The organism is Fundidesulfovibrio agrisoli, assembly GCF_022808715.1.
Lineage (GTDB): Bacteria > Desulfobacterota > Desulfovibrionia > Desulfovibrionales > Desulfovibrionaceae > Fundidesulfovibrio > Fundidesulfovibrio agrisoli.
Genome location: NZ_JAKZKX010000022.1, coordinates 1 through 21,270, shown reverse-complemented (window position 1 = coordinate 21,270; position 21,270 = coordinate 1). Strand labels below are relative to the sequence as shown.

Below are 21,270 nucleotides of genomic sequence, written 5' to 3'. Positions count from 1 at the left end.
ACCACTCGGGGTGTGCTTCCAAGTGCTCGTTGTCACGGGCGTAAGCGCGCCAGGAGCCTGGCCCGGAGGCCCCTCCGCCGGGCCTGCCAGGGAGGGGAACTGGATCAGGAAGGGAGGTTTTTTTCATTCGTTGTTGACAATGATTATCAATGACATTATCAAGAAGCCGTGGCGCAGGAAACGCCTGCCGCGCATGGCCCACCGGCCGGAGCGGAGAGGCCCCGAAAGTTTCCGGAAGCCGCCGAGGAGTCCTCATGGTCAGTTTGAGCAGATGCCCCAAGGGAAGCAAGGTTCGGGTCCTCGAACTCTGCGATGATCCCAAGTGCCGGTGCAGGCTGTGCTCCATGGGCCTCACGCCCGGCGTTGAGGCCGTGATCCGCCAGGACGGCGAGAGCTGCCGCGTGTGTGTCCGGGGCGACGAGATCTGCCTGGGCAACGGCCTGGCCGACCAGATCAAGGTGGTGCGGGTCTAGCGCCGGGCTCCTACGACGATTTCCCCTCAAGGAGAAACAAGAATGTTCGAAAAAGTGCTCGTCGGGCTCATTGTGGCCCTGGCAGCCGCCTGGCTGATACGCCGGAAGTTCGCCGGCGGCGGGTGCGGCTGTGGTTCCAGCTCCGGCTGTTGCTCCTCGGGCTCGGGCAAGTCCTCCTCGGGCTGCTCCTGCCAGGGCGGCTCCATTGGCGAAATGCGCCCTGGCGGTGGTTGCGGCTGCTCCAAGGGGCTTTAATTTTTGCCCCATAATTGAGAATGATTATCAACATCGGAGATAACATGCCCCAGTCACGACCGCTGCGCTCCCTCAAGGTGGGGGATAAGGCCATCATCGCCCAGGTGAACGCCGAGGGCGAACTCGGACGCCGTATCCGTGACATGGGCCTCGTGCCCGGCGCGGAAGTTGAGATAGTGGGCCGCGCGCCCCTGAAAGACCCCGTGGCCCTGCGTCTGCGGGGCTTCACCCTGTCGCTTCGCAACAACGAGGCGGACAATATTCTCGTCGCCACCCCGGAGGAATGAAGTGACCAACGCCAGCCAGAACGTCTCCGCCGCCAGCGCCCCGGGCAAGGAGCCCGGCAAGGGCTCCGGCAAGGACGCCGCCCTCTCCACGTACACCATCGCCCTGGCGGGCAACCCCAACGCGGGGAAGTCCACCCTGTTCAACGCCCTCACCGGGGCGCGCACCCATGTGGGCAACTACCCCGGCATCACCGTGGAGAAGAAGGTGGGCCAGGTGCGCACTTCCGACGCGGTGCTGAACGTGGTGGACCTGCCCGGTACCTACTCCCTCACCGCCTATTCCGCCGAGGAGCTGGTGGCCCGCGACTTCCTGGTGGAGGAGCGCCCCCAGGCCGTGGTGGACGTGCTCAACGCCGGGTCGCTGGAGCGCAACCTCTACCTCGCCGTGCAGTTCCTGGAGCTCGGCATCCCCGTGGTGCTGGGCCTGAACATGATGGACGAGGCCCGCAAGATGGGCATGGTGGTGGACGCCAAGCGCCTGGGCGAGCTGCTGGGCTGCCCCGCGGTGGAGCTCGTCGCCAGGACCGGCACGGGCGTGCGCGAGCTCACCGCCGCCGCCACCCGCCTGGCCAAGGAGCGCCAGGGCCGCTGGAAGCCCGTGGAGATCTCCTACGGCCCGGACCTGGACCCCGTGCTGGCCGAGATGAGCGCCGCGATCATGACCAAGTCGTTCCTGAGCAGCCGTTACCCGGCCCGCTGGGTGGCGCTCAAGTACCTGGAGAACGACTCCCAGATCAGGGAGCTGGGCGTCCAGGCCGACCCTGTCCTCTCCGCCTGGCTGGAGGAGCGCGCCGCGCACGTGGCCGCGCACCTGCGCACCACCCTGAGCACCTACCCCGAGGCCGTCATCGCGGACTATCGCTACGGCTTCATCGCCTCGGTGCTCAAGGGCGGCGTGGTCACCAGGGACAACCTGGGCGACCGCCTGGCCTTCTCCGACCGGCTGGACCAGGTGCTCACCCACAAGCTGCTGGGCCCCGTGCTCATGCTGGGCGTGCTCTACCTCGTCTACCAGATCACCTTCACCGTGGGCAAAGTGCCCATGGAGTGGACCCAGAACCTTTTCGCACTGATGGCCAAGCTGGTGGAGGGCGCGCTGCCCGAGGGCCTGCTGCGCTCCCTGCTGGTGGACGGCATCATCGCGGGCGTGGGCGGCGTCATGGGCTTCGTGCCGCTGGTCATGCTCATCTTCCTGCTCATCGCCTTCCTGGAGGACTCGGGCTACATGGCGCGCATCGCCTATATGCTCGACAGGGTCTTCCGCATCTTCGGCCTGCACGGCTGCTCGGTGATGCCCTTCATCATCTCCGGCGGCATCGCGGGCGGGTGCGCGGTGCCCGGCGTCATGGCCAGCCGCACCCTGCGCAGCCCCAAGGAGCGCCTGGCCACCATCCTCACCGCGCCCTTCATGACCTGCGGCGCAAAGCTGCCGGTGCTCATCCTGCTGGCCTCGGTGTTCTTCCCCGACAGCCAGGCCCAGGTGCTCTTCGGCATGACCCTGCTGGGCTGGGCCATGGCCCTGGCCGTGGCCTGGATGCTGCGCTCCAGCATGGTGCGCGGTGAGGCCACCCCCTTCGTCATGGAGCTGCCGCCCTACCGCCTGCCCACCTGGCGCGGCCTGGCCATCCACACCTGGGAGCGCACCTGGCAGTACATGAAGAAGGCGGGCTCCATGATCCTGGCCGTGTCCATCGTGGTCTGGGCCGCCATGACCTTCCCCGGCGTGGACGAGGACAAGGCCGCCTCCTTCGAGGCCGCCAAGGCCGAGATCGCGGCCAAGATCGAGGCCATCGAGGCTCCGGCCGCACCCGGAACCGCGGCCGACTCCAAGGATGAGGCTCCGGCCCTCGGCTCCGAGGCCCCCGCCCAGGGCGAAGAGGCCGCCACGGCCCAGGCCGCCGAACCCGAGGGCCTGGACGCCCTCAAGGAGAAGCTGGCCGACATCGAGAAGAGGGAAGCCGCCGAGGGCCTTTCCGCCTCCCTAGCGGGCCGCCTGGGCGCCTCCCTGGAGCCGCTCACCCGCTACGCCGGGTTCGACTGGCGCACCAACATCGCCCTGGTGGGCGGGTTCGCCGCCAAGGAGGTCATCATCTCCACCCTGGGCACCGCCTACTCCCTGGGCAAGGTGGACAAGGACGACGCCGCGCCCCTGGCCGAGATGCTCTCCGCCGAAGGGCTCACCGTGGCGGGCGGGCTGGCGCTGATGGTGTTCATCCTGCTGTATTCGCCCTGCTTCCCCACGGTTGTCGCCATCGGCAAGGAGACAGGCTCCTGGAAGTGGTCCGTGTTCTCCATGACCTTCAACACCGTGTTCGCCTACGGCCTGGCCGTGGCCGTCTTCCAGTTCGGCACCAGGCTGTTCTAGTTTCCTTCCAAAACACCCCCCCCAACCCCATGAACCGCCCGGCACAAGCCGGGCGGTTCCGCTTTTGCATAGGCACGTTTTTTCTGGCAGGTGTGTAACTCGGGAGAGGCGGCGCCGCTCTAGCTCCATAGTCGGGAACGATAGATGGGAGGAGTAGTGCGCAGCCGGAGCGCGCCAGGCGCGACCGGAGAGAGCGCAGGCCGTCAAGGGGGGAGGGGAACCCTCAACACGGCAGCCAGAGGCATGAGAAAAGCACAAGACGCCGACCCGAGCGACGCCGAAGCGATCGACTTGGTGCTCTCAGGCCGGACAGACGCCTTCGCGGTGCTCGTCCGGCGGCATCAGGACTATCTGTTCGCCCTGCTGCGCCGGCACCTGCCCGCCTCCGAAGTGGCGGAAGTGGCCCAGGAGGCCTTCATCCAGGGGTTCGAGAAGCTCAGCCAGTTGCGAGACAAGGCGGCTTTCCGCTCCTGGCTGTCCTCCCTGGCCCTGCGGCGGGCGATCCGCTACTGGCGCGGGGTGGGCTCGCGCAACGAGGTCTCCATGGACGCGCCGGGCCCGGACGGAAGCTCCTGGGCGGAAGCCTTCATGGCCGGGGAGTCCCAGGAGCGCCATGAGGAGCTGCTCAGGCGTCGGGAGGCCGGGTCCGTGGTGTCCTGGCTGCTGGGCAAGGTCAAACCGGAGGACAGGGTGGCCCTGGGGCTCTTCTACGGGCGGGACCACGAACTCTCCGAGATCGCGGAGATGCTCGGCTGGAGCCTTGAGAAGGTCAAGGTCCGCCTGCACAGGGCCCGAAAGCTGATGGCCAAGGCCCTGGATCAGGCGGCACTCGAGGGAGAAGCATGATGCACGACGAAAAGGAATTCACCAGGCTCGACAACCTGCTGGGCGACTGGTTCACCAGGGACATCCCACAGGGGGCGTCGCTCGGTTTCGAGGCCAGGGTCATGGCCGCTCTGTCCACCGCACGGCGGGAACTCTCCGTATGGGACGTGCTGGGCCTTTCGGCCAAACCCTGGTTCGCGGTCGGGCTGGCCGCCGCCGCCCTGCTGGGCGCGGTGGTGCTGCACGGGCAGGGCCAGGACGCGGCCGGTTACCTGACCACCGCGCTGGACGGCCCGCTGTTGGCCTCGATGATGACGTTGTAGGGGGAATGATGACCAGAAATCGCGGATGGATGCTGGCGGCCGCCCTGTTCTTCACGGGCGCGGCTGTCGGAGCCCTGGGCACGGAAGCCTGGCGCGTGGTGCGCGGCGACCAGTTCGCGCGCATGCAGCGCATGGGGCCGCAGGCCTTCATTCTGGAGCACATGACCAAGGACTTGGGCCTGAGCGAAGAGCAGCGCCTCAAAATCGGCGCGGTGCTCAAGGAGATGGTCGAGAAGCTGGAAGAGCAGCGCAAGCCCTTCATGGAGCAGGAGGAGCGCATCCGGGACGACTACATGGGCCGCATCAGCCAGTACCTCACTCCTGAGCAGGCCAAGATACACGAGAAGCGCCGGGAGGAGATGCGCCAGCGCCGCAAGAATTTCGAACCGGGCGTGCACCCGCCTGGCCCGCCGCCCGGCGGGCTGGGCCTCTTCGGCGGCCCGCCGCCCCCGCCCCCCGGGCAGGGCCCGGCCGACGGGCCACCGCCTCCGCCCCCCCAGTGAGGACCGCGGCAGGCGAGAATTTCCTCCTCCGAAAAGCCTCCTGACAGGAGGCCGCCCTGGGAGCCCCCGCGAGCGCAGACGCGGGGGCTCCCTCTTTTTCGGGCGCTGGGGCGAGAGCGGAGGGGAAGGAAGTGAAGAGCGGGGCGCTGCCCCGCGCCCCGCAAGGGGGCGTGGCCCCCTTGACCCGCAAATGGGACAGGGCGGAAGCGTCGGGTGCTTCAGGCCACGATGCCCGTAGCGAAAAAAACAGCCTGGAAGGCGGAGCCTTCCAGGCTGTTCGATTTATCGCAATTCCAAGCATCCGCACCGGTAGGCGCGAAGCAAAAAGGGAGTCCAGAGGGCCGAAGGCCCTTTGGCCGCCGGAGGCATCCTCTTCTTCCTCAGGCTTTCTTCTTCCCCTGGCATTTCGGGCAGATGCCGTAGAGGTACATCTTGTGGCGGGTGAGGCGGTAGCCGTGGCGCGCGGCAACCTGCTCCTGGAGCTTTTCGATCTCCTCGTCGAGAACTTCGACGTTCTCGCCGCAGCCTTCGCAGATGAGGTGGTCGTGGTGGTCGTCGCCCTGCTGCAGCTCGTAGCGGGTCACGCCGTCGCCGAAGTCCACCTCCTTGGCGATGCCCGCGCCGGAGAGGAGCTTGAGCGTCCGGTAGACCGTGGCCTGGCCGATGGTCTTGTAGGCCTTCTTGACCAGCTCGTAGAGCTCCTCGGAGGTCACGTGCCCCTTCTGTTCGAGGAATACGTCCAGGATGTGCCGCCGCTGCGGCGTCATTTTGAGGCGCTGCTTGGCGGCGTAGTCGTTGAACAGGACGTGCGGGTCTTGCATGTGGCTCTCCGGCTGAATTTGCAGGCACGTAGCCGGGAAGGCGGCCACGTGTCAAACGGCTGGTTTCAATAGAGGGTCAGGCCGAAATCCTGCCCGAACTGGGCGAACTGCTCCGGGTGGCGGGAAAGGAAGCGCTCCTCCCAGGCGAGCACGTGTTCCGCCAGGGACTGGAGCATGGCGGGCTCCACCTGCGGGAAGCGCTGCACGGTCTTGAGGAACTGCTCGCGCCCCAGGGTCATGGCCGAGGTCCGCGTATCGGCCTGCAGGGTGTAGAGGCTCCTGCCGCCCAAAATCAGGGCCAGGCCGCCCAGGCAGTCCCCCGCGCCGAAGCGGCGCAGCGTCACGGGCTCCCCGCCTGCCATGCGGCTGACCACGATGCTGCCGCAGGTGATGTAATAGAACGTCTCGGCGTGTTCGCCTTCGCGCACCAGGTAGTCGCCCGGCTGGAATTCCTCCAGGCGGCTCAGGTAGGCGAGCACCTTGCTGACCTCCAGGGGCACCTTGGCGAACAAGGGCAGCCCGCGCATGATGTCCAGGAAGTCGCTGTACCCGCAGGCCTCAGGCGCTTGCCCTGGGTCCGTGGACGAGCTCATAGAGCATCCCCTTTCTCTCTATCAGCTCCTGGTAGGAGCCGGATTCGACGATCTGCCCGGCCTTCATGACCGCGATGATGTCGTAGTTCTTGATGGTATCGAGGCGGTGCACCACGGCGATGACGGTGGACCGGCCTTTCCAGCGGTTCTCCAGCAGGTTCTGGATGCGCGTCTGGGAGGCGTTGTCCAGCGCAGCGGTGGCCTCGTCCAACATAAGCAGGGGCGGGTCCTTGAGGAAGGCCCTGGCCAGGGCCACCTTCTGGCGCTGCCCGCCGGAGAGCCTGTCGCCCATGGTGCCCACCTGGAAGTCCAGGCCCAGCTCCACGATGCGCTCCAGCATGTCCTGGGCGATGAGCAGCCGGATGATGGACTTGTTGACCCGCTCCAGCACCTTGGGGCTCTCGCTCTTGAGGCGGCCGAAGAGGATGTTGTCCAGGATGGTCTGGGTGTGGATGTAGTTGTCGCGCCGGTAGAAGCTGACCTTCTCGGGCGCGCTGGCCGCGATGCGGTCCATGAACAGGGCCCGGCCGGAGAGCAGCTTGCGCTCCAGCTCCACGGTCAGCGGCACCAGGGCGTGCCGCCCCGGGGTGAAGCGCAGGGCAAGGGTGAGCAGGCGGTCTCGCTCCTCGGCGCTGAGTTCGCTTATGGGGGTGCGATCCAGGTGTTCGGCCAGTTGGAGGTCGCCCTCGAACTCCTCCTGGAGCACGGGGGTCTGCTCGAAGAAGGAGGCGTCCGCGCCGGGCACCAGTTTGAGGATGTCCACCGTCTGCATGGCCAGGGCCTTGCCCAGCTCCAGGAGCACGTCCATGAGCCCGGCGTCCTGCAGGAAGTCGCGGAAGTCGGCGTTGCGGGGCAGGTTCTCGGGCAGGTAGGCCTCGTCGTTGGCGTTGCCGAAGACCAGGTTCTCGGCCACGGAGGCGTAGAGCAGGTAGCGGCCCTCGTCGAAGAACTCCACCAGGCCGCGCAGCTCCTCGCTTTGCTGGGTGGCGTAGGCCTCGCGGATGGCGATGATCTTCTGGACCAGGTGCTCCTTCTTGCCCTTGCGGAACACGGTGTTCAGGCCGAAGCGCAGCACGTCCAGGAACAGGCCCACCTGCTGGGTTATCTCGATGAGCTCGTCCAGGCTGGGCTCGAACTCGGCGGGGTCCTGGCCTTTGTCCACCATGCGGGAGTTCACGCCGTAGAGCAGGTTCTGGCGGATGGAGCCGTCGAAGATGAAGGGGTGCTGGGGCACGAAGCCCATGTTCTCGGCCAGGTCGGACTTGGCCATGTCCGCAATTTCGTGCCCCCCCAGCAGCGCGTGCCCGTTGGAATAGCGGTAGATCTGGGCGATGCACAGGGCCAGGGTGGACTTGCCCGAACCCGAGAAGCCCACCAGGGCCATGTGCTGCCCCGGCTCCACGCTGACGGAGACGCCCTTGAGCAGCTTGATGCCGCCCTGGGCCTCCATTACCAGGTCCTTGACCTCCACCCGCCCCTTCAGGGAGAGGGGCTCGCGCGGCTCGGCGGGCTCCAGGGTGAACTCGCAGTCCTCCGCGAAGTACTCCATCACCCGGTTGTAGCTCACCTTGGCGTCCTGCCAGGTCTGGTAGAAGTCCATCAGCTCCTTCCAGGGGTCGTAGAGCTTCTCGTTGGCCGAGAGGAAGGCCACCAGCGCGCCCAGGTCGAACCGGCCGTTGATGGCCAGCCAGCCGCCCACCAGGAAGAGCACGAACGGCCCCAGGGACTGGAAGAAGTTGTTGGAGTTCTTGATGGCGAACTTCCAGAGGGTCCAGCGCAGGCGGATGCGGTACTGCTTGTCGGTGATGTCGCCGAAGCGGTTGTTCTCGTGCCGGAAGGAGGCGTTGGCGTGGATCTCGTGGATGCCGGAGACGGTCTCCCCGATCATGGTGGACATGGTGCGCCCCGTGTCCACCCGCTCGCGGTTGGCGTCGTTGGAGCGGCGCTGCATCATGGGCACGAAGATCAGCGCCAGGGGGTAGAGCACCATGGAAAGCCCGGCCAGGAGCGGGTTGAGGTAGAAGAGGTAGCCCGCGAAGGCCAGCAGGGTCAGGATGTTGGTCACGGGCACGGCGATGGCCTGGCCCACGAAATCGCCCGCGTTGGCCACCTCCGTCACCAGGGAGGAGACGATCATGCCCGGGCTTGAGGTTCGGAAGAAGTTGATGGGCAGGGTCAGGATGTGGGCGTAGAGCTTCTTGCGCATGTCCGCCAGGGACTCCTGCCCGATGCGGGCCTGGAGCGCGTTGATGGCGAACTTGAGGGCCGAGCCGGACACCACGGCGAGCAGGTAGTAGCCGCAGTAGAGGAGCAGGAGCTGGACCTTCTGCCCGCCGATGGCCTCGTTGATGATCTTCTTCTGCATCTCCAGGGGCAGCACCCGGATGGAGACCGTGACCACGATCACCAGCAGCAACAGACCCTGGAGCTTGAGATTGCTCGTGAGGACCCAGGAGAAGAGCGAACGCTTGTAGAGTTTGTCCGGCAGTTTCGGATCGAAAAACATGGGCGGCCCTTCCGTTCTCGTTTGGAAATGGATGCCTTGAAATAGGCGTGTTGGCAACAAATCCAGGGGCGGACCGGCATATTTTCGTGAATTCCTGCGCTTTTGGACGGGTATCCGCGTTGTGGACTGAAGCCAGTCTCCAGGAGTTTCCGCCCTGAACAAAGCCGTCTCCGGCCCTGGCCGCCCCCCGGCGCGCCGTTCGACATTCTTCCGATATGTCGGGCGGCGCGCCGGGGGGGCGGTCAGGGCCGGAGACTCCAACCCAAGTAATGGCGTTCTTCCGCCTGGCCCCGCTCGGAGGCGGGGACAGCTCAACTCTTCTTGATGACCTGCATGGCCGTGGCCACCAGCCCGGCGGCGTCCGCCGCGTTCTGCGGGATGAGCATGGTGGTGGACTCCTTGGCCAGCTTCGCGAAGGCGTCCATGTACTGCTCGGCCACGCGCAGGTTGGCGGCGGTGACGCCCCCTTCCTCGTTCAGGGCCTGGGCCACGGTGCGGATGCCCCCGGCCGTGGCGGCGGCCACCAGCTCGATCTGCCTGGCCCGGCCTTCGGCCTCGTTGATCTGGCGCTGCTTCTCGCCCGCGGAGAGGTTGATGGCCTGCTGCATCTGGCCCTCCGAGATGTTGATGGCGCTCTGCTTCTGGCCTTCGGCCAGGGCAATCTGGGCGCGCTTCTCCCGCTCGGCGGTCATCTGGGCCTCCATGGCCACCTTGACCGATTCCGGGGGGGAGATGTCCTTGATCTCGAAGCGCATCACCTTCACGCCCCAGGGCGCGGCGGCCTCGTCCACGGCCTTGACCACTTCGGAGTTTATCAGCTCGCGCTCCTCGAAAGCCTTGTCCAGGGTGATCTTGCCGATGGCCGAGCGCAGGGAGGTCTGGGCCAGCTGCGTGGCGGCCGAGCGGTAGCTGGCCACGCCGTAGGCCGCGAGCCTGGGGTCGTTGACCTTGATGTAGACCAGGCCGTCCACGTGCACGGTCACGTTGTCCTTGGTGATGCAGGGCTGGGAGGGGGTGTCCACAAGCTCCTCCTTGAGGGAGTACTTGTAGGCGATCCTGTCCAGCAGGGGCACCAGCACGTGGAAACCGGCCTCCAGGGTGCGGCTGTACTTGCCGAGGCGCTCCACGATGTAGGCGTTCTGTTGCGGCACCACCGTGGCCGACATGAGTATCAGCAGCAGCACCACTGCCGCGATGGAGAGTGCGACGTAGGGCATGAGGGCTCCCTTGGATGGCTAGAGGGTTTCGACCTTGAACAGGCTGTGGTCGCCGTGGACGTCCGCCGCGACCTTCACGGCGGTCCCGGCAGGGATGGCCTCCCGCGCGACCGCCGCGTAGAACGAGCCGCGCAGCTTGATGCGGCCCGCGCCCCCCTCGGGGATGGCCTCCGTGACCACGGCGGCCTCGCCTGTGAAGTCCTCCAGGCGCTGGCGGAGCTGGTTCTCCGTGCGGGCCTCGCCCTGGAAGGTTTTCTTGAACAGTCGGCGCAGGCCCAGCAGGCTGACCACCGAGGACGCGGCGAACAGCAAGAGCTGGGAATCCGTGGAAAGACCGAACAGGGCGGTCGCCAGGGAGGTGGCCAGCGCACCCAGGCCGAAGAACACGATGATGAGCCCCGGCACAACGGCTTCCAGAGCGATCAGGAGCAGGCCCGCCAGGGCCCAGGCCACGGATGGCGACAAACCGAACATGCTGCCTCCTTGAGGGCGGCCCGGGTAGGCCCGGAATCAGGCCCGAAGCCAAGCCCGGTACGTGGGGCGACCATAGCATCACCCGGGAAAAATGCCACCATGCCGGTGGAATGCGCCCTCCCCCGGCCTTGACTTCCCGGCGCGCCCCCGCAATATCGACGGATGCGGCTCAAGTTCTCCATGTCCTTGCGGATGCGTGTCTATCTGGTGCTCGGCCTGCTCATGCTGGTCACCGTGGGCGGGGGCACGTTCATGCTCTGGTACGGCACGGGGCTGCAGAACTTCTTCTCCGGCATATTCGAGCGCCAGGTGGCGGCCATGGACGCCGCCATGCGCCTGGAGAGCTCCCTGGCCGCCCAGCGCGGCTTCCTGACCTACTACTCCCTGAACTTCGACCCCGTCTGGCTGGCCCGCCTGGCCGACCAGCAAGCCTCCTTCGAGAAGGAGATCGTCCGGGTTCGGCCCTTCGTGGACGACGAGGAGGCCCGCGCCATGCTCAACCACATCGAGGGCGAGTTCATCCGGCTCACGGTTGAGCGCGAGAAGGTGGTGAGCCTGCTGGACGAGGGCAAGCGCGAACTGGCCACCCCCGTGCACGCCGCCGCGCGCAAGCGCTTCGACTCACTCATCGTGAGCTGCGAGCTCTTCCTGGACACCCTGCGCCGCAACCTGGAGCGCGACCGGGCCGAGGGCTTGTGGCGTATGCGCCTGGTCAATGGCATGGCCACGGCCTTCCTGCCCTTCACCCTGATCCTGGGCATGATTCTGGCCCTGGTGCTCTCCCGCCAGTTGCTTGGCCCCATCCGCCGCCTGGCCCAGGGCGAGGACGACCCCGTGGGCGCGGACGAGGTGGCCGCGCTGGAGAACCGCGTGCACACCCTGGTGGAGCGCGCGGTGCAGGCCCGATCCAAGCTGGAGAAGAGCCAGACCGCCCTGGAGGCCACGGAGCGCCTGGCCACGGTGGGCAAGATGGCCGCGGGCGTGGCCCACTCCATCCGCAACCCGCTGACCTCGGTGAAGATGCGCCTGTTCTCGCTGCAACGCTCCCTGGAATTGAACGAGAACCAGCACGAGGACTTCGAGGTCATCTCGCACGAAATCAAACACCTGGACGGCATCATCCAGAACTTCCTGGAGTACGCCCGCCCGCTCAAGCTCTCGCTCAAGCGCATCAGCCCCTCCGACGTCACGGACGCGGCGGCCCACCTGCTCGGCCCGCGCCTGGAGGCCCAGGGCGTGCAGCTGGAGGTGGTGCGCGACGGTGCGCTCCAGCCCATCCTCATCGACCCGGAGCAGCTCAAGGAGGTGCTGGTGAACCTCGTGAGCAACGCCATGGAGGCCATGCACGGCCCCGGGCGCATCGTGGTGGAGGAGATCGAGGGCTTCATGGAGCCCATGGGCAGGGTGGCCATCGTCTCATTGTCCGACACAGGCCCGGGCGTGCCCGAGCAGGAGCGCGAGCGCGTGTTCGAGCCCTTCCACACCACCAAGGAGGAGGGCACCGGCCTGGGCCTGCCCATCGCCCGGCGCATCGTGCGGGAGCACGGCGGCAGCCTGACCCTGACCCAGGCCAAGGGCGGCGGGGCCAAGTTCACCATGACCATCCCCTTCGACAACAGGATGCAGGGGGGCGCGCGGTGGCAGTGATACTCGTGGTGGACGACGACCCGCGCCTGCGCGACAGCTTCGCCAAGCTCATCGCGCTGGAGGGCTACACGCCGCTCACGGCCGCCTCCGGCGAGGAGGGCATCGCCCGGCTCAAGGCGGACAAGCCCGACGTGGTGGTCATGGACGTGCGCATGCAGGGCATCAGCGGCATCGAGGCCCTGGAGCGCATGAAGGCCGCCGACCCCCACACCCCCGTAATCATCATGACGGCCTACGGGGCCACGGACACGGCCATCGAGGCCGTGAACAAGGGCGCGTTCGACTACATCCTCAAGCCCTTCGACATCCCGGAGATGCTGGGGCTCATCTCCCAGGCGCTGGACGCCTCTCGCCAGGCCAAGGCCGGGCAGGAGAACGGCGCCGAGGCGGCCCAGGCCCCGCCGGTGAGCCTGGTGGGCCAGAGCCGGGTCATGCGGGAGGTCTACAAGCAGCTCGGGCGCGTGGCCGCCACCGACGCCACGGTGCTGGTGCAGGGCGAATCCGGCACCGGCAAGGAGCTGGCCGCCCGCGCCCTGTGGAGCTACTCCCCCCGCAAGGGCAGGCCCTTCGTGGTGGTCAACTGCGTGGCCATCCCCGAAACCCTGCTGGAGAGCGAGCTCTTCGGCCACGAGAAGGGGGCCTTCACCGGCGCGGCCCAGCGCCGGGCGGGCAAGATCGAACAGGCCATGGGCGGCACCGTTTTCCTCGACGAGATAGGCGACATGCCCCTGTCCATCCAGGCCAAGCTGCTGCGCCTGCTGCAGGAGAAGCAGATCGAGCGCCTGGGCGGCAAGGGGCCCATCCCCGTGGACGTGCGCATCATCGCGGCCACCAACCGCGACCTGGACGCCGCCATAGCCGAAGGCCGCTTCCGGGAGGACCTCTACTACCGCCTGCAGGTGGTGCGTATCCTGCTGCCGCCCCTGCGCGAGCGCAAGGAGGACATCCCCCAACTGGCCGAGCACTTCCTGGCCCAGCACGCGGCCGGGGCGGGAACGGCCAGCCCGGGCGTCACCCCGGACGGGCTCGCGGCGCTCACGGCCCACGACTGGCCCGGCAACGTGCGCGAACTCTCCAACGTGCTGCACAAGACGCTGATTTTCAGCCGTGGGCTGCCCATCGGCCCGGAAGACGTGCGCGCCGCCATCGCCGAACGCTCGCCCGAGGCCGGGGCGGAGTCTCCAGCAGACCTGGAGGAGGCCTTGAAGCGCTACGCGGCCCAGGCCGTGGCCGCCGGCGGGCCGGACCTCTTCGCCCACGTGACTGACCGCTTCGCCGCGGTGGTGCTGGCCGAGGCCCTGCGCGTCACTGGGGGCAACCGCTCCCAGGCGGCGCGGCTGCTGGGGCTGTCGCGGCCCACGCTGCTGGCAAAGATGGAGAAGCTCGGGCTGGTGGTGGAGGCTTCGGTGCGGATAGGCGACGTGCTGCCCTAGCCGGGACCGACGGAAGATCTCAGGGAAGCAGGCCCAGGAGCGCCGTGAGGGATTTCCGCGGGGCAAGGCCCATGCCCGCGCCGCAGGCGATGCCCGTTGCGGCCCCGGCCAGCTCCACGAACACGGCCTGGGCCTCCAGGGGGAAGTCCCGGTAGCCGGGGCTGATGCGCCGGGTGAAGCGGCTGCCCGGGGGCTCCTGTGCTTTGGCCGCCTCCATGCGGGAGCGCAGGGCCTGGTCCGCCAGGAGGTTGCCGCACAGGTCCAGTGCGTAACCCGCGAAGGCCTCGCCGGAGTCGAACAGCGCCCGCGCGCGTTCCTCCAGGGCCGGGCCGATGCTGGCCGCCAGCACCCACACCCCGGTGCAGCCCTCCAGGGCGGCCCTGGTCCGCCCGGCCTGCGCCAGGTGCGCTCCGAACAGGGCCTCGAAATCCCGCCGGGCCAGGCGCAGGGCGAAGGCCCTGGGCGCGGCCAGCAGCAGGGCCTGGCTCCAGAGGTTTTCGGCCAGGTCGTGCTCCGGGCTTCCGGGCTGCGCGCGCAGTTGGCGCGCTATGCGCCTGGGCAGGGCGGGCGTGGCGTGCATGCCGCAGGCAGTTAGAATCTTTGATCGCCAAACACAACCCGGAGCAGTTCATGACCCAGCAGAAAATCGACCTCTTCGCCCTGAACCGCAAGGATTACGCCGCCCGGCGCAAACCCCGCTTCCTCGAGGTGGAGTCGGGCTGGTACCTCTGCGTGGAGGGGCGCGGCGGGATGGACGGCGGCGAATACCGCCAGGGCCTCCAGGCGCTGGGCCTGCTAGGCCGGGCGCTGCAGGCCCGGGCCGCCGCCGGGGGGCAGGGCTTCAAGCTCTGCCGCCGCGAGACGCTCTGGCACATGGACCCGGGATATTTCGACATCACCCAGACCCCCGACGAGGCCCTCAACTGGGCCCTGTGCATGCGCCTGCCCGACTCCGTGGGCGAGAACGAGCTGGAGGAGGTCAAGGCGGCCCTGGCGGCCAAGGGCGATGTCCCGCCCGCGCTGCGCCTGGCCGTGGCCATGGGCATGGAGGAGCGCCGCTGCGCCCAGATGCTGCACGTGGGGCCGCGCGAGGCCCTGGCGGAGTCGATCAAGGCCCTCTACGCCTTCATCGAGGAGCGCGGAGCCTACGCCGTGGGCCGCCTGCACGAGGTGGCCCTGAACGACCCCGACCGCACCGCGCCCGATCGCCGGCGCATCCTGCTGCGGGTGCCCGTGATCTAGGCCTTCGCACGCGACCCCGCCGCCCGCGCGACTCCGGTTCCTGCGCCCCGGCGGGGCCGGACTAATCTTTTCGGGGCTATTGCCGAAACAAATAGAAAGGGTGCCAAGCTACGCGGAAACGATTATCCAGGGGGGCTCATGAGGTTGTCGCTGCAATTGAAATTCCTGTTTCCGGCCCTCGGGGCGATCCTGCTGGGCATGGTCTGCCTGGTGGTGCTCAACGCCAACCTGGTGCGCTCTTCGATGGAGACCATGCTCGGGCAGGACACGGCCCTGCTGGCGCAATTCCTCTCCCGCGACGTGACCGGCGGCGTCGAGGACAGGCTCCACGCCCTGGTGGGCATCGCCAAGCGCCAGGACGTGATCCTGGCCGCGGAGGGCAAGACCCCCCCAGGCACCCACGAGGAGCTGCTGAGCCTGATCCACAGCTTCAAGGGGCTCCTCTACCTCAACGTCTTCGACCTCAAAGGCGAGGCGGTCACTTCCTCCGAGGTGCTCAAGGGCTCCGTGAACGTGGCGGACCGCGACTATTTCAAGGCCGTCAGTTCAGGAAAAGACAAGGCCGTTTCCAAGCCGCTCATGAGCCGCACGGTGGGCAAGGCCGTGGTGGTGCTGGCGGCGGCGATCAAGGACTCCTCGGGCAAGCTCGTGGGCGTGCTCAACGCCGGGCTGGACCTGGAGTACCTCACCTCCGAGGTGGGCAAGACCCGCATCGGCGAGTCCGGCTACGCCTTCATCCTGGACCGCGACGGCATGTACGTGGCCCACCCGGACGCGGCCAAGCGCATGCAGACCGAAAAGGACCCGCCCGAGTGGATGCGCAAGGCCCTGGCGGCCACTGCGATGGAAAAGGTCGCCACCAACCAGGACGGGCACAAGGGCATGGTCACGGTGCTGCCCGATCCGCTCACGGGCTGGCGCTACGTCGTGGTCTCCCCCTACCAGGAAATGACCGCCCTGGTGCAGGCCGTGAACCAGAACAACATGCTCGTATCCTTCGTGATCGCCCTGGCGCTGGCCGGGGTTATCATGGTGGCGCTGCGGGTGTGCATTCTCAAGCCACTCTCGGCGTGCGGCGAATTCGCGCGCGGCGTGGCCGGGGGCAGCCTGGACGCCAGGCTGGAGCTCCACAGCTCGGATCAGCTAGGCGCGCTGGCCGACGACCTGCGCAAGATGGTGGACTCGCTCAAGGCCAACCTGGAGACCATCCGGGAGGAGGGGCGCCGCGCCGAGAACGCCGTGCTCGAAGCCAAGCAGGCCCTGGAGCTGGCCGAGCAGGCCCGCCACGAGGCCGAGGCCGCGCGGCGCGAGGGCATGCTCCAGGCCGCCGGGATTCTGCACGGCGTGGTGGGCGGCATCACCGAGAGCTCCGAGGCGCTCATGGCCGAGATCGACTCCCTGCGCAAGGGCGTGTCCGGGCAGGAGGCCACCACGGGCGAGACCGCGGCCGCCATGGACGAGATGAACTCCAGCGTGCTGGAGGTGGCCCGCAACGCGGCCGAGGCCTCCGAACTGGCGGACAAGACCCGCGTGCAGGCCCAGAGCGGCCACGAAGTGGTGGAGAACGCCCGCAAAGCCATCAACGAGGTGGACGGCCTGGCCAAAACCCTGGAGCAGGGCATGGCCAAGCTGGGCGATCAGGCCACGGCCATCGGCCAGGTCATGACCGTCATCTCCGATATCGCCGACCAGACCAACCTGCTGGCCCTCAACGCCGCCATCGAGGCGGCCCGCGCGGGCGACGCGGGCAGGGGCTTCGCGGTGGTTGCCGACGAGGTGCGCAAGCTGGCCGAGAAGACCATGGACTCCACCAAGGAGGTGGGCCAGGCCATCGCCAACATCCAGGCCAACACCTCCGGCAACGTCGAACTGGTGAAACGCGCGGCCCAGGCCGTGGCCGTGGCCGCCGGGCTGGCGGACCAGTCAGGCGAGGCCCTGGCCCTCATCGTGGGCCTGGTCGACCAAAGCTCCGGCCAGGTGCGCGGCATCGCCCAGGCCGCGGGGCAGCAGTCCAGCGTCAGCGAGGAGATCGCCCGGGCCGTCTCCGACATCAGCAGCTTCTCCCAGAACCTGGCCCAGGGCGTGGGCGAGTTCGCCCGGGCCGTGCAGGGCCTCTCCGGCCACGCCCATGAGCTCAAGACCGTCATCGCGGACCTGGAGGAAAGCAAGGCGGAAGGAGCCAGGGCCATCGGCGTCTGATTCTTTACCGGCTGTAAAGAAAACGGACACCCAGGCGGCGGACCATTCGGTCCGCCGCCTTTTTTATGTCGTTATTCAGCATGGTTGCGATTCGTGAATTCCGGCACGCGTCTTGCCTAAGGGGAGGCATGGCAACTGCGGCATCCACGACCTTCACCGTCATCCTGGCGGATCGCAACCCCCACATCCGGGAGCTGCTCGCCAGGGAGTTCAACCGCGAGGGCTACGCGGTGAAGGGCTGCGCCCTGGGGCGCGAGGCAGTGGACCTGGTGAGCGCCGGTTCAGACCTGCTGGTCATGGACTCCGAGCTGCCGGACATGGACCCCCTCTCGGTGATCCGGCTGGTGCGCCGGGCGCGGCCCGGGTTTCCGGTGGCCGTGCTGGCCCACAGCAGGGACGAGGCGGGGGAGTGTCTCGGCGAGCCCCGCGTGCTCTTCGTGCCCAAGGGCGAAGACCCGGCGCTGGTGGTGGATGCCGTTCGCGGAGGGATGGAAAAGGGTTTTTCGGGGCTGTGAGCCCCGGTCTCCCGGCAGAGGGTTGATTGGGGGGGCGCGGGTTGGCGCCCCGATGCTACGCCCCGAGGGGCCAAACGCGTGACTTAACCGGAGGTGGTTGGGATGCGATTTTTCAGGGATGTATACACCTGCATGATGGATGGAGCCCGAGCTCATGCCAAATGGGACTACGAAGTCTCCATGAGCATCATCAAGAACCGCAAGAAACTGTTGATTCTTGCCGTGCTGGCCCTGCCGGTGCTGGGCTTCAGCCTGGTCGAGGCGGCCGACGTGATCGGCGGCAAGACCGCCTACATGCCTTCCTACTACAACACCACGATCTTCCTGGCCTCCATCGGCGTGGGCCTCGCCGCCGGCCTCATCACCGGCTGCATCGGCGCTGGCGGCGGCTTCATCATCACCCCGGCGCTGATGGCCGCGGGCGTCAAGGGCATCCTGGCGGTGGGCACGGACCTGTTCCACATCTTCGCCAAGGCCATCATGGGCACCGCGGTGCACAAGAAGCTGGGCAACGTCTCGGTGAAGCTGGCCCTGGGCTTCCTGCTGGGTTCGGGCTTCGGCGCGGTCACGGGCGGCTACCTGAACAAGGCCCTCTACGACTCCGACCCGCTCATGTCCGAGCTGTTCATCTCCACCATCTACGCGGTGCTGCTGGGCTTCCTGGGCTTCTACGGCGCGTACGACTTCCTGAAGTCCCGCAATGAGGCCGCTGGCGGCGACGCCCACGGCGGCCCCGCCGGCGGCGACGTGCCTCCCCTGGCCGCCAAGGTGCAGGCCCTGCGCATTCCCCCGATGATCACCTTTGACGAGGACTTCGTCCCCGGCGGGCGTCAGCTTTCCATGTGGGTGCTGGCCTGCGGCGGCTTCATCGTGGGCGCCCTGGCCGCCATCATGGGCGTGGGCGGCGGCTTCATCACCTTCCCCATGTTCGTGTACGTGTTCGGCGTCTCCTCCATGACCACGGTGGGCACCGACATCCTGCAGATCATCTTCACCTCAGGCTTCGCGGCCATCAAGGAATACGCGCTCTACGGCTTCGTGTTCTACACCCTGGCCATGGGCATGCTCATCGGCTCCCTGCTGGGCATCCAGGTGGGCGCGCTGGTGACCAAGGTGGTCAAGGGCGTTCACATCCGCGGCTTCTACGCCCTGTCCATCATCTCCGGCTTCATCAACCGCGCGGCCACCCTGCCCAAGAAGCTCACCGAGCTTGGCTATCTGGGCTGGTCCCCCGAACTCAACAACATGATCGAATACGTGGGCAACATCGTGTTCTGGGTCAGCGTCGGCCTGTTCGGCGTGTGGGTGTTCGGGAAGTTCTTTGCCAACATCTCCATGCTGCGCGGGGAGGAATAAGAAATGATAATCGTCAACAAAGGGCCCTTCGCCAAGGGCGCGTTCCTGATGGTGACGTTCCTGGCCGTGTTCTTCTGCATCATGTCGCCGCTCTTCAAGGATCAGAACGGCAAGCCGCAGAACGGCCTCGAGTTCTCCGACGACTTCTTCAACATGCTGGCGAAGAACTCCTCCGACTACTTCGACCAGGTGAAGGCCACCGTGGCCAAGCAGAAGGGCGTGCAGGTCGCCGTGACCGCCACCGTGGCCAAGCCCGACCCCAAGGACGAGCCCGACCCGGCCAAGGCCCAGGACAAGGCCAACAAGGACGCCCAGGCCTACGCCAAGGCCCTCACCGCCTCCGGAGCGCAGGTTGAGGTCAAGGACAACGTGATGACGATCAAGGGCGACCTGGGCGCCATGACCGAATTCGCCACCGCCAAGGCCATGAAGGTCTTCGCCGTGGTCGGCACGGACGTGGACAAGCCCGAGAACCTGGCCGATCGCAAACTCTGCAAGGACCTCTGGAAGGGCTTCGGCTCCATGATGAAGCCCCTGCAGAAGGAAGGCAAGGTCGCCGAGGCCAAGGTGCTGGACACCGTGATGCGCAAGGGCCTGGAACCCGCCTACAACTTCTACGGCGTGCCCGGCGAGCCCGTCTCCAAGAACCTCACCCTGCTCATCAGCCTGCTCGCCTTCTACGTGGTCTACACCATGTGGTACGGCTACAGCATCTTCTTCATGTTCGAAGGTGTGGGCATGTCGATGAAGAAATCCAAAAAGAAGGGCTAGCCCCCCCTACGCCCCTCTCTTGGGAAGGCCGCCTCCGGGCGGCCTTTTTCTTTGGCCTTTCAGGAGGGGCCGGGCACCGTGGGGGATGGTGCCTCGCGTCCCACCGGGTTGCCATCGCGCCCGCTATGGGCCATAGCATTGAGCAGCCCGCCCTCCGGCGGCCACAGCAAGGAGGCATCCCATGAATGCTGATTCCCCCGTGAATACCGCCGCGCTGCTCGCGCCCATGACCCTTCGCGGCCTGACCATACCCAACCGCATCGTCGTCTCCCCCATGTGCCAGTATTGCGCGCAGGACGGCTTCGCCGACGACTGGCACCTTGTCCACCTGGGCAGCCGGGCCGTGGGCGGCGCGGGCCTGGTGTTCGCCGAGGCAACGGCCGTCACGGCCCAGGGCCGCATCTCCGCCACCGACCTGGGCATCTGGACCGAAGCCCACATCGAGCCCCTGGCGCGCGTCACCGCGTTCCTGCGGCGCATGGGCGCGGTCTCGGGCATGCAACTGGCCCACGCCGGGCGCAAGGCCAGCTGCCTGCCGCCCTGGACGGGCGGGGCGCGCGTGGCCCCGGAGGCCGAGGACGGCTGGGAGATCGTGGCCCCGAGCGCCATCCCCTTCTCCGAGGGCGAGCCCGCACCGCGCGCCCTGGACACCGACTCCATCGCGGAGATCAAGTCGGCCTTCGTCATGGCCGCCCGCCGCGCAGTGGCCGCCGGGTTCGACGTGGTGGAGCTGCACGCCGCCCACGGCTACCTGCTGCACCAGTTCCTCTCCCCGCTCTCCAACAAGCGCGGCGACGAATACGGCGGCACGCTGGAGAACCGCATGCGCCTGACCCTGGAGACCGCCGAGGCCCTGCGCAACACCCTGCCCGAATCCATGCCGCTCATGGTGCGCGTCTCCGCCACGGACTGGGTGGACGGCGGCTGGGACCTGGAGCAGACCGTGGCCCTGGCCAAGGAGCTCAGGGGCGTCGGGGTTGACCTGATGGACATCACCTCCGGCGGGCTCGTCCCTCACGCCAAAATTCCCGTGGGGCCGGGCTATCAGGTGCCCTTCGCCGAGGCCGTGCGCAAGCGGGCGGGCATGCCCGTGAGCGCCGTGGGCATGATTACGGACCCGGCCCAGGCCGAGGCCATCGTGTCCTCGGGCCAGGCGGACATGGTGATGCTGGGCCGCCAGATGCTGCGCGAGCCCTACTTCGCGCACCGGGCCTTCCAGGAGCTCGGGGCGGACGCCAAGTGGCCCACCCAGTACGGCTACGCCGTGCGGCCCAGGAAGGCGTAAGGGGCGAGAGGGGGGAGGAGCCTCCGGCGGCCAGGGGCGCCGCCCCTGGACCCCGCCAAAGGGAGTTCCTCCCTTTGGAATCCCTTTTGGGCCGTTGGGGCTGAGAACATCATTGTGGTTGGAGTCTCCCCTGCCGGGCTGCGGGCGGCGGCGCACCCCGATATATCGGAAGAATATCAG

Annotated in this window: 21 protein-coding genes; 15 read left to right on the top strand and 6 right to left on the bottom strand. The window is 67.4% G+C overall.

Going from position 1 to position 21,270, the window contains the following annotated elements:
- The first annotated feature begins 254 nt into the window (after window positions 1–254).
- The 7 genes from MLE27_RS14285 to MLE27_RS14255 all read left to right on the top strand — a co-directional run bounded on the left by MLE27_RS14285 (window position 255) and on the right by MLE27_RS14255 (window position 5,031).
- Window positions 255–473 carry a FeoA family protein gene (locus MLE27_RS14285; RefSeq protein ID WP_243312766.1) on the top strand — a complete coding sequence of 73 codons (219 nt, stop codon included), beginning with the start codon at window positions 255–257 and terminating at the stop codon, window positions 471–473.
- Between the two features lie 42 nt (window positions 474–515).
- Window positions 516–728, top strand: coding sequence for a hypothetical protein (locus tag MLE27_RS14280; RefSeq protein WP_243312765.1), 213 nt, complete (start codon window positions 516–518; stop codon window positions 726–728).
- 44 nt (window positions 729–772) lie between these two features.
- Window positions 773–1,015, top strand: a complete 243-nt coding sequence (locus tag MLE27_RS14275) for a FeoA family protein (protein ID WP_243312764.1) — start codon at window positions 773–775, stop codon at window positions 1,013–1,015.
- Between the two features lie 97 nt (window positions 1,016–1,112).
- Window positions 1,113–3,380: a ferrous iron transport protein B gene (feoB, locus tag MLE27_RS14270; RefSeq protein ID WP_243312806.1), complete on the top strand. Its 2,268-nt coding sequence runs from the start codon at window positions 1,113–1,115 to the stop codon at window positions 3,378–3,380.
- Between the two features lie 243 nt (window positions 3,381–3,623).
- Window positions 3,624–4,226: an RNA polymerase sigma factor gene (locus tag MLE27_RS14265; protein WP_243312763.1), complete on the top strand. Its 603-nt coding sequence runs from the start codon at window positions 3,624–3,626 to the stop codon at window positions 4,224–4,226.
- Window positions 4,223–4,528, top strand: a complete 306-nt coding sequence (locus MLE27_RS14260; RefSeq protein ID WP_243312762.1) for a hypothetical protein — start codon at window positions 4,223–4,225, stop codon at window positions 4,526–4,528. Before MLE27_RS14265 ends, MLE27_RS14260 begins: the two co-directional genes overlap by 4 nt.
- An 8-nt stretch (window positions 4,529–4,536) precedes the next feature.
- Window positions 4,537–5,031, top strand: coding sequence for a hypothetical protein (locus MLE27_RS14255; protein WP_243312761.1), 495 nt, complete (start codon window positions 4,537–4,539; stop codon window positions 5,029–5,031).
- 380 nt (window positions 5,032–5,411) lie between these two features.
- On the opposite strand, the gene MLE27_RS14250 is transcribed toward MLE27_RS14255, so the two are convergent.
- The 5 genes from MLE27_RS14250 to MLE27_RS14230 all read right to left on the bottom strand — a co-directional run bounded on the left by MLE27_RS14250 (window position 5,412) and on the right by MLE27_RS14230 (window position 10,642).
- Entirely contained in the window at window positions 5,412–5,852 is a 441-nt protein-coding gene (locus tag MLE27_RS14250) for a Fur family transcriptional regulator (protein ID WP_243312760.1), read from the bottom strand.
- Between the two features lie 65 nt (window positions 5,853–5,917).
- Window positions 5,918–6,445 (bottom strand): Crp/Fnr family transcriptional regulator, encoded by a 528-nt coding sequence (locus tag MLE27_RS14245; RefSeq protein WP_243312759.1) that lies wholly within the window; start codon window positions 6,443–6,445, stop codon window positions 5,918–5,920.
- Window positions 6,411–8,951: an ABC transporter ATP-binding protein/permease gene (locus MLE27_RS14240; protein ID WP_243312758.1), complete on the bottom strand. Its 2,541-nt coding sequence runs from the start codon at window positions 8,949–8,951 to the stop codon at window positions 6,411–6,413. Before MLE27_RS14240 ends, MLE27_RS14245 begins: the two co-directional genes overlap by 35 nt.
- A gap of 311 nt (window positions 8,952–9,262) precedes the next feature.
- Window positions 9,263–10,168, bottom strand: a complete 906-nt coding sequence (locus MLE27_RS14235) for an SPFH domain-containing protein (protein WP_243312757.1) — start codon at window positions 10,166–10,168, stop codon at window positions 9,263–9,265.
- 18 nt (window positions 10,169–10,186) lie between these two features.
- Window positions 10,187–10,642: an NfeD family protein gene (locus MLE27_RS14230; RefSeq protein ID WP_243312756.1), complete on the bottom strand. Its 456-nt coding sequence runs from the start codon at window positions 10,640–10,642 to the stop codon at window positions 10,187–10,189.
- Between the two features lie 192 nt (window positions 10,643–10,834).
- Here MLE27_RS14230 and MLE27_RS18205 point away from each other — a divergent pair, with 192 nt between their 5' ends.
- Both MLE27_RS18205 and MLE27_RS14220 read left to right on the top strand, forming a co-directional pair.
- Window positions 10,835–12,289, top strand: coding sequence for a sensor histidine kinase (locus MLE27_RS18205; RefSeq protein WP_243312755.1), 1,455 nt, complete (start codon window positions 10,835–10,837; stop codon window positions 12,287–12,289).
- On the top strand, window positions 12,280–13,722 hold the full coding sequence (locus tag MLE27_RS14220) for a sigma-54-dependent transcriptional regulator (protein WP_243312754.1): 1,443 nt from the start codon (window positions 12,280–12,282) through the stop codon (window positions 13,720–13,722). The genes MLE27_RS18205 and MLE27_RS14220 overlap by 10 nt, the downstream gene beginning before the upstream one ends.
- 19 nt (window positions 13,723–13,741) lie before the next feature.
- On the opposite strand, the gene MLE27_RS14215 is transcribed toward MLE27_RS14220, so the two are convergent.
- Entirely contained in the window at window positions 13,742–14,302 is a 561-nt protein-coding gene (locus tag MLE27_RS14215; RefSeq protein ID WP_243312753.1) for a hypothetical protein, read from the bottom strand.
- 50 nt (window positions 14,303–14,352) lie between these two features.
- Here MLE27_RS14215 and MLE27_RS14210 point away from each other — a divergent pair, with 50 nt between their 5' ends.
- The 6 genes from MLE27_RS14210 (at window position 14,353) to MLE27_RS14185 (ending at window position 21,090) form a co-directional block, all read left to right on the top strand.
- The gene (locus MLE27_RS14210; RefSeq protein WP_243312752.1) at window positions 14,353–14,964 is read left to right on the top strand and encodes a GyrI-like domain-containing protein; all 612 of its coding nucleotides are present in this window, start codon (window positions 14,353–14,355) and stop codon (window positions 14,962–14,964) included.
- Between the two features lie 138 nt (window positions 14,965–15,102).
- Window positions 15,103–17,163 (top strand): methyl-accepting chemotaxis protein, encoded by a 2,061-nt coding sequence (locus MLE27_RS14205; RefSeq protein ID WP_243312751.1) that lies wholly within the window; start codon window positions 15,103–15,105, stop codon window positions 17,161–17,163.
- Window positions 17,164–17,291: 128 nt separating this feature from the next.
- Window positions 17,292–17,678, top strand: coding sequence for a response regulator (locus MLE27_RS14200; protein WP_243312750.1), 387 nt, complete (start codon window positions 17,292–17,294; stop codon window positions 17,676–17,678).
- Window positions 17,679–17,780: 102 nt separating this feature from the next.
- A complete protein-coding gene (locus tag MLE27_RS14195) occupies window positions 17,781–19,034 on the top strand; it encodes a sulfite exporter TauE/SafE family protein (RefSeq protein ID WP_243312749.1) in 1,254 nt (417 codons plus the stop codon).
- A 3-nt stretch (window positions 19,035–19,037) separates the two neighbouring features.
- Window positions 19,038–19,805: a hypothetical protein gene (locus MLE27_RS14190; protein ID WP_243312748.1), complete on the top strand. Its 768-nt coding sequence runs from the start codon at window positions 19,038–19,040 to the stop codon at window positions 19,803–19,805.
- Between the two features lie 181 nt (window positions 19,806–19,986).
- Window positions 19,987–21,090, top strand: coding sequence for an NADH:flavin oxidoreductase/NADH oxidase (locus MLE27_RS14185; protein WP_243312747.1), 1,104 nt, complete (start codon window positions 19,987–19,989; stop codon window positions 21,088–21,090).
- Window positions 21,091–21,270: the final 180 nt, after the last annotated feature.

Coding starts and splice junctions, on each gene's coding strand:
- MLE27_RS14190 (WP_243312748.1), top strand. CDS start 19,038: ATGATAATCGTCAACAAAGGGCCCTTCGCCAAGGGCGCGTTCCTGATG.
- MLE27_RS14250 (WP_243312760.1), bottom strand. CDS start 5,852: ATGCAAGACCCGCACGTCCTGTTCAACGACTACGCCGCCAAGCAGCGC.
- MLE27_RS14205 (WP_243312751.1), top strand. CDS start 15,103: ATGAGGTTGTCGCTGCAATTGAAATTCCTGTTTCCGGCCCTCGGGGCG.
- MLE27_RS14195 (WP_243312749.1), top strand. CDS start 17,781: ATGCGATTTTTCAGGGATGTATACACCTGCATGATGGATGGAGCCCGA.
- MLE27_RS14215 (WP_243312753.1), bottom strand. CDS start 14,302: ATGCACGCCACGCCCGCCCTGCCCAGGCGCATAGCGCGCCAACTGCGC.
- MLE27_RS14200 (WP_243312750.1), top strand. CDS start 17,292: ATGGCAACTGCGGCATCCACGACCTTCACCGTCATCCTGGCGGATCGC.
- MLE27_RS14275 (WP_243312764.1), top strand. CDS start 773: ATGCCCCAGTCACGACCGCTGCGCTCCCTCAAGGTGGGGGATAAGGCC.
- MLE27_RS14230 (WP_243312756.1), bottom strand. CDS start 10,642: ATGTTCGGTTTGTCGCCATCCGTGGCCTGGGCCCTGGCGGGCCTGCTC.
- MLE27_RS14255 (WP_243312761.1), top strand. CDS start 4,537: ATGACCAGAAATCGCGGATGGATGCTGGCGGCCGCCCTGTTCTTCACG.
- MLE27_RS14240 (WP_243312758.1), bottom strand. CDS start 8,951: ATGTTTTTCGATCCGAAACTGCCGGACAAACTCTACAAGCGTTCGCTC.
- MLE27_RS14235 (WP_243312757.1), bottom strand. CDS start 10,168: ATGCCCTACGTCGCACTCTCCATCGCGGCAGTGGTGCTGCTGCTGATA.
- MLE27_RS14245 (WP_243312759.1), bottom strand. CDS start 6,445: ATGAGCTCGTCCACGGACCCAGGGCAAGCGCCTGAGGCCTGCGGGTAC.
- MLE27_RS18205 (WP_243312755.1), top strand. CDS start 10,835: ATGCGTGTCTATCTGGTGCTCGGCCTGCTCATGCTGGTCACCGTGGGC.
- MLE27_RS14285 (WP_243312766.1), top strand. CDS start 255: ATGGTCAGTTTGAGCAGATGCCCCAAGGGAAGCAAGGTTCGGGTCCTC.
- MLE27_RS14265 (WP_243312763.1), top strand. CDS start 3,624: ATGAGAAAAGCACAAGACGCCGACCCGAGCGACGCCGAAGCGATCGAC.
- MLE27_RS14185 (WP_243312747.1), top strand. CDS start 19,987: ATGAATGCTGATTCCCCCGTGAATACCGCCGCGCTGCTCGCGCCCATG.
- MLE27_RS14260 (WP_243312762.1), top strand. CDS start 4,223: ATGATGCACGACGAAAAGGAATTCACCAGGCTCGACAACCTGCTGGGC.
- MLE27_RS14210 (WP_243312752.1), top strand. CDS start 14,353: ATGACCCAGCAGAAAATCGACCTCTTCGCCCTGAACCGCAAGGATTAC.
- MLE27_RS14280 (WP_243312765.1), top strand. CDS start 516: ATGTTCGAAAAAGTGCTCGTCGGGCTCATTGTGGCCCTGGCAGCCGCC.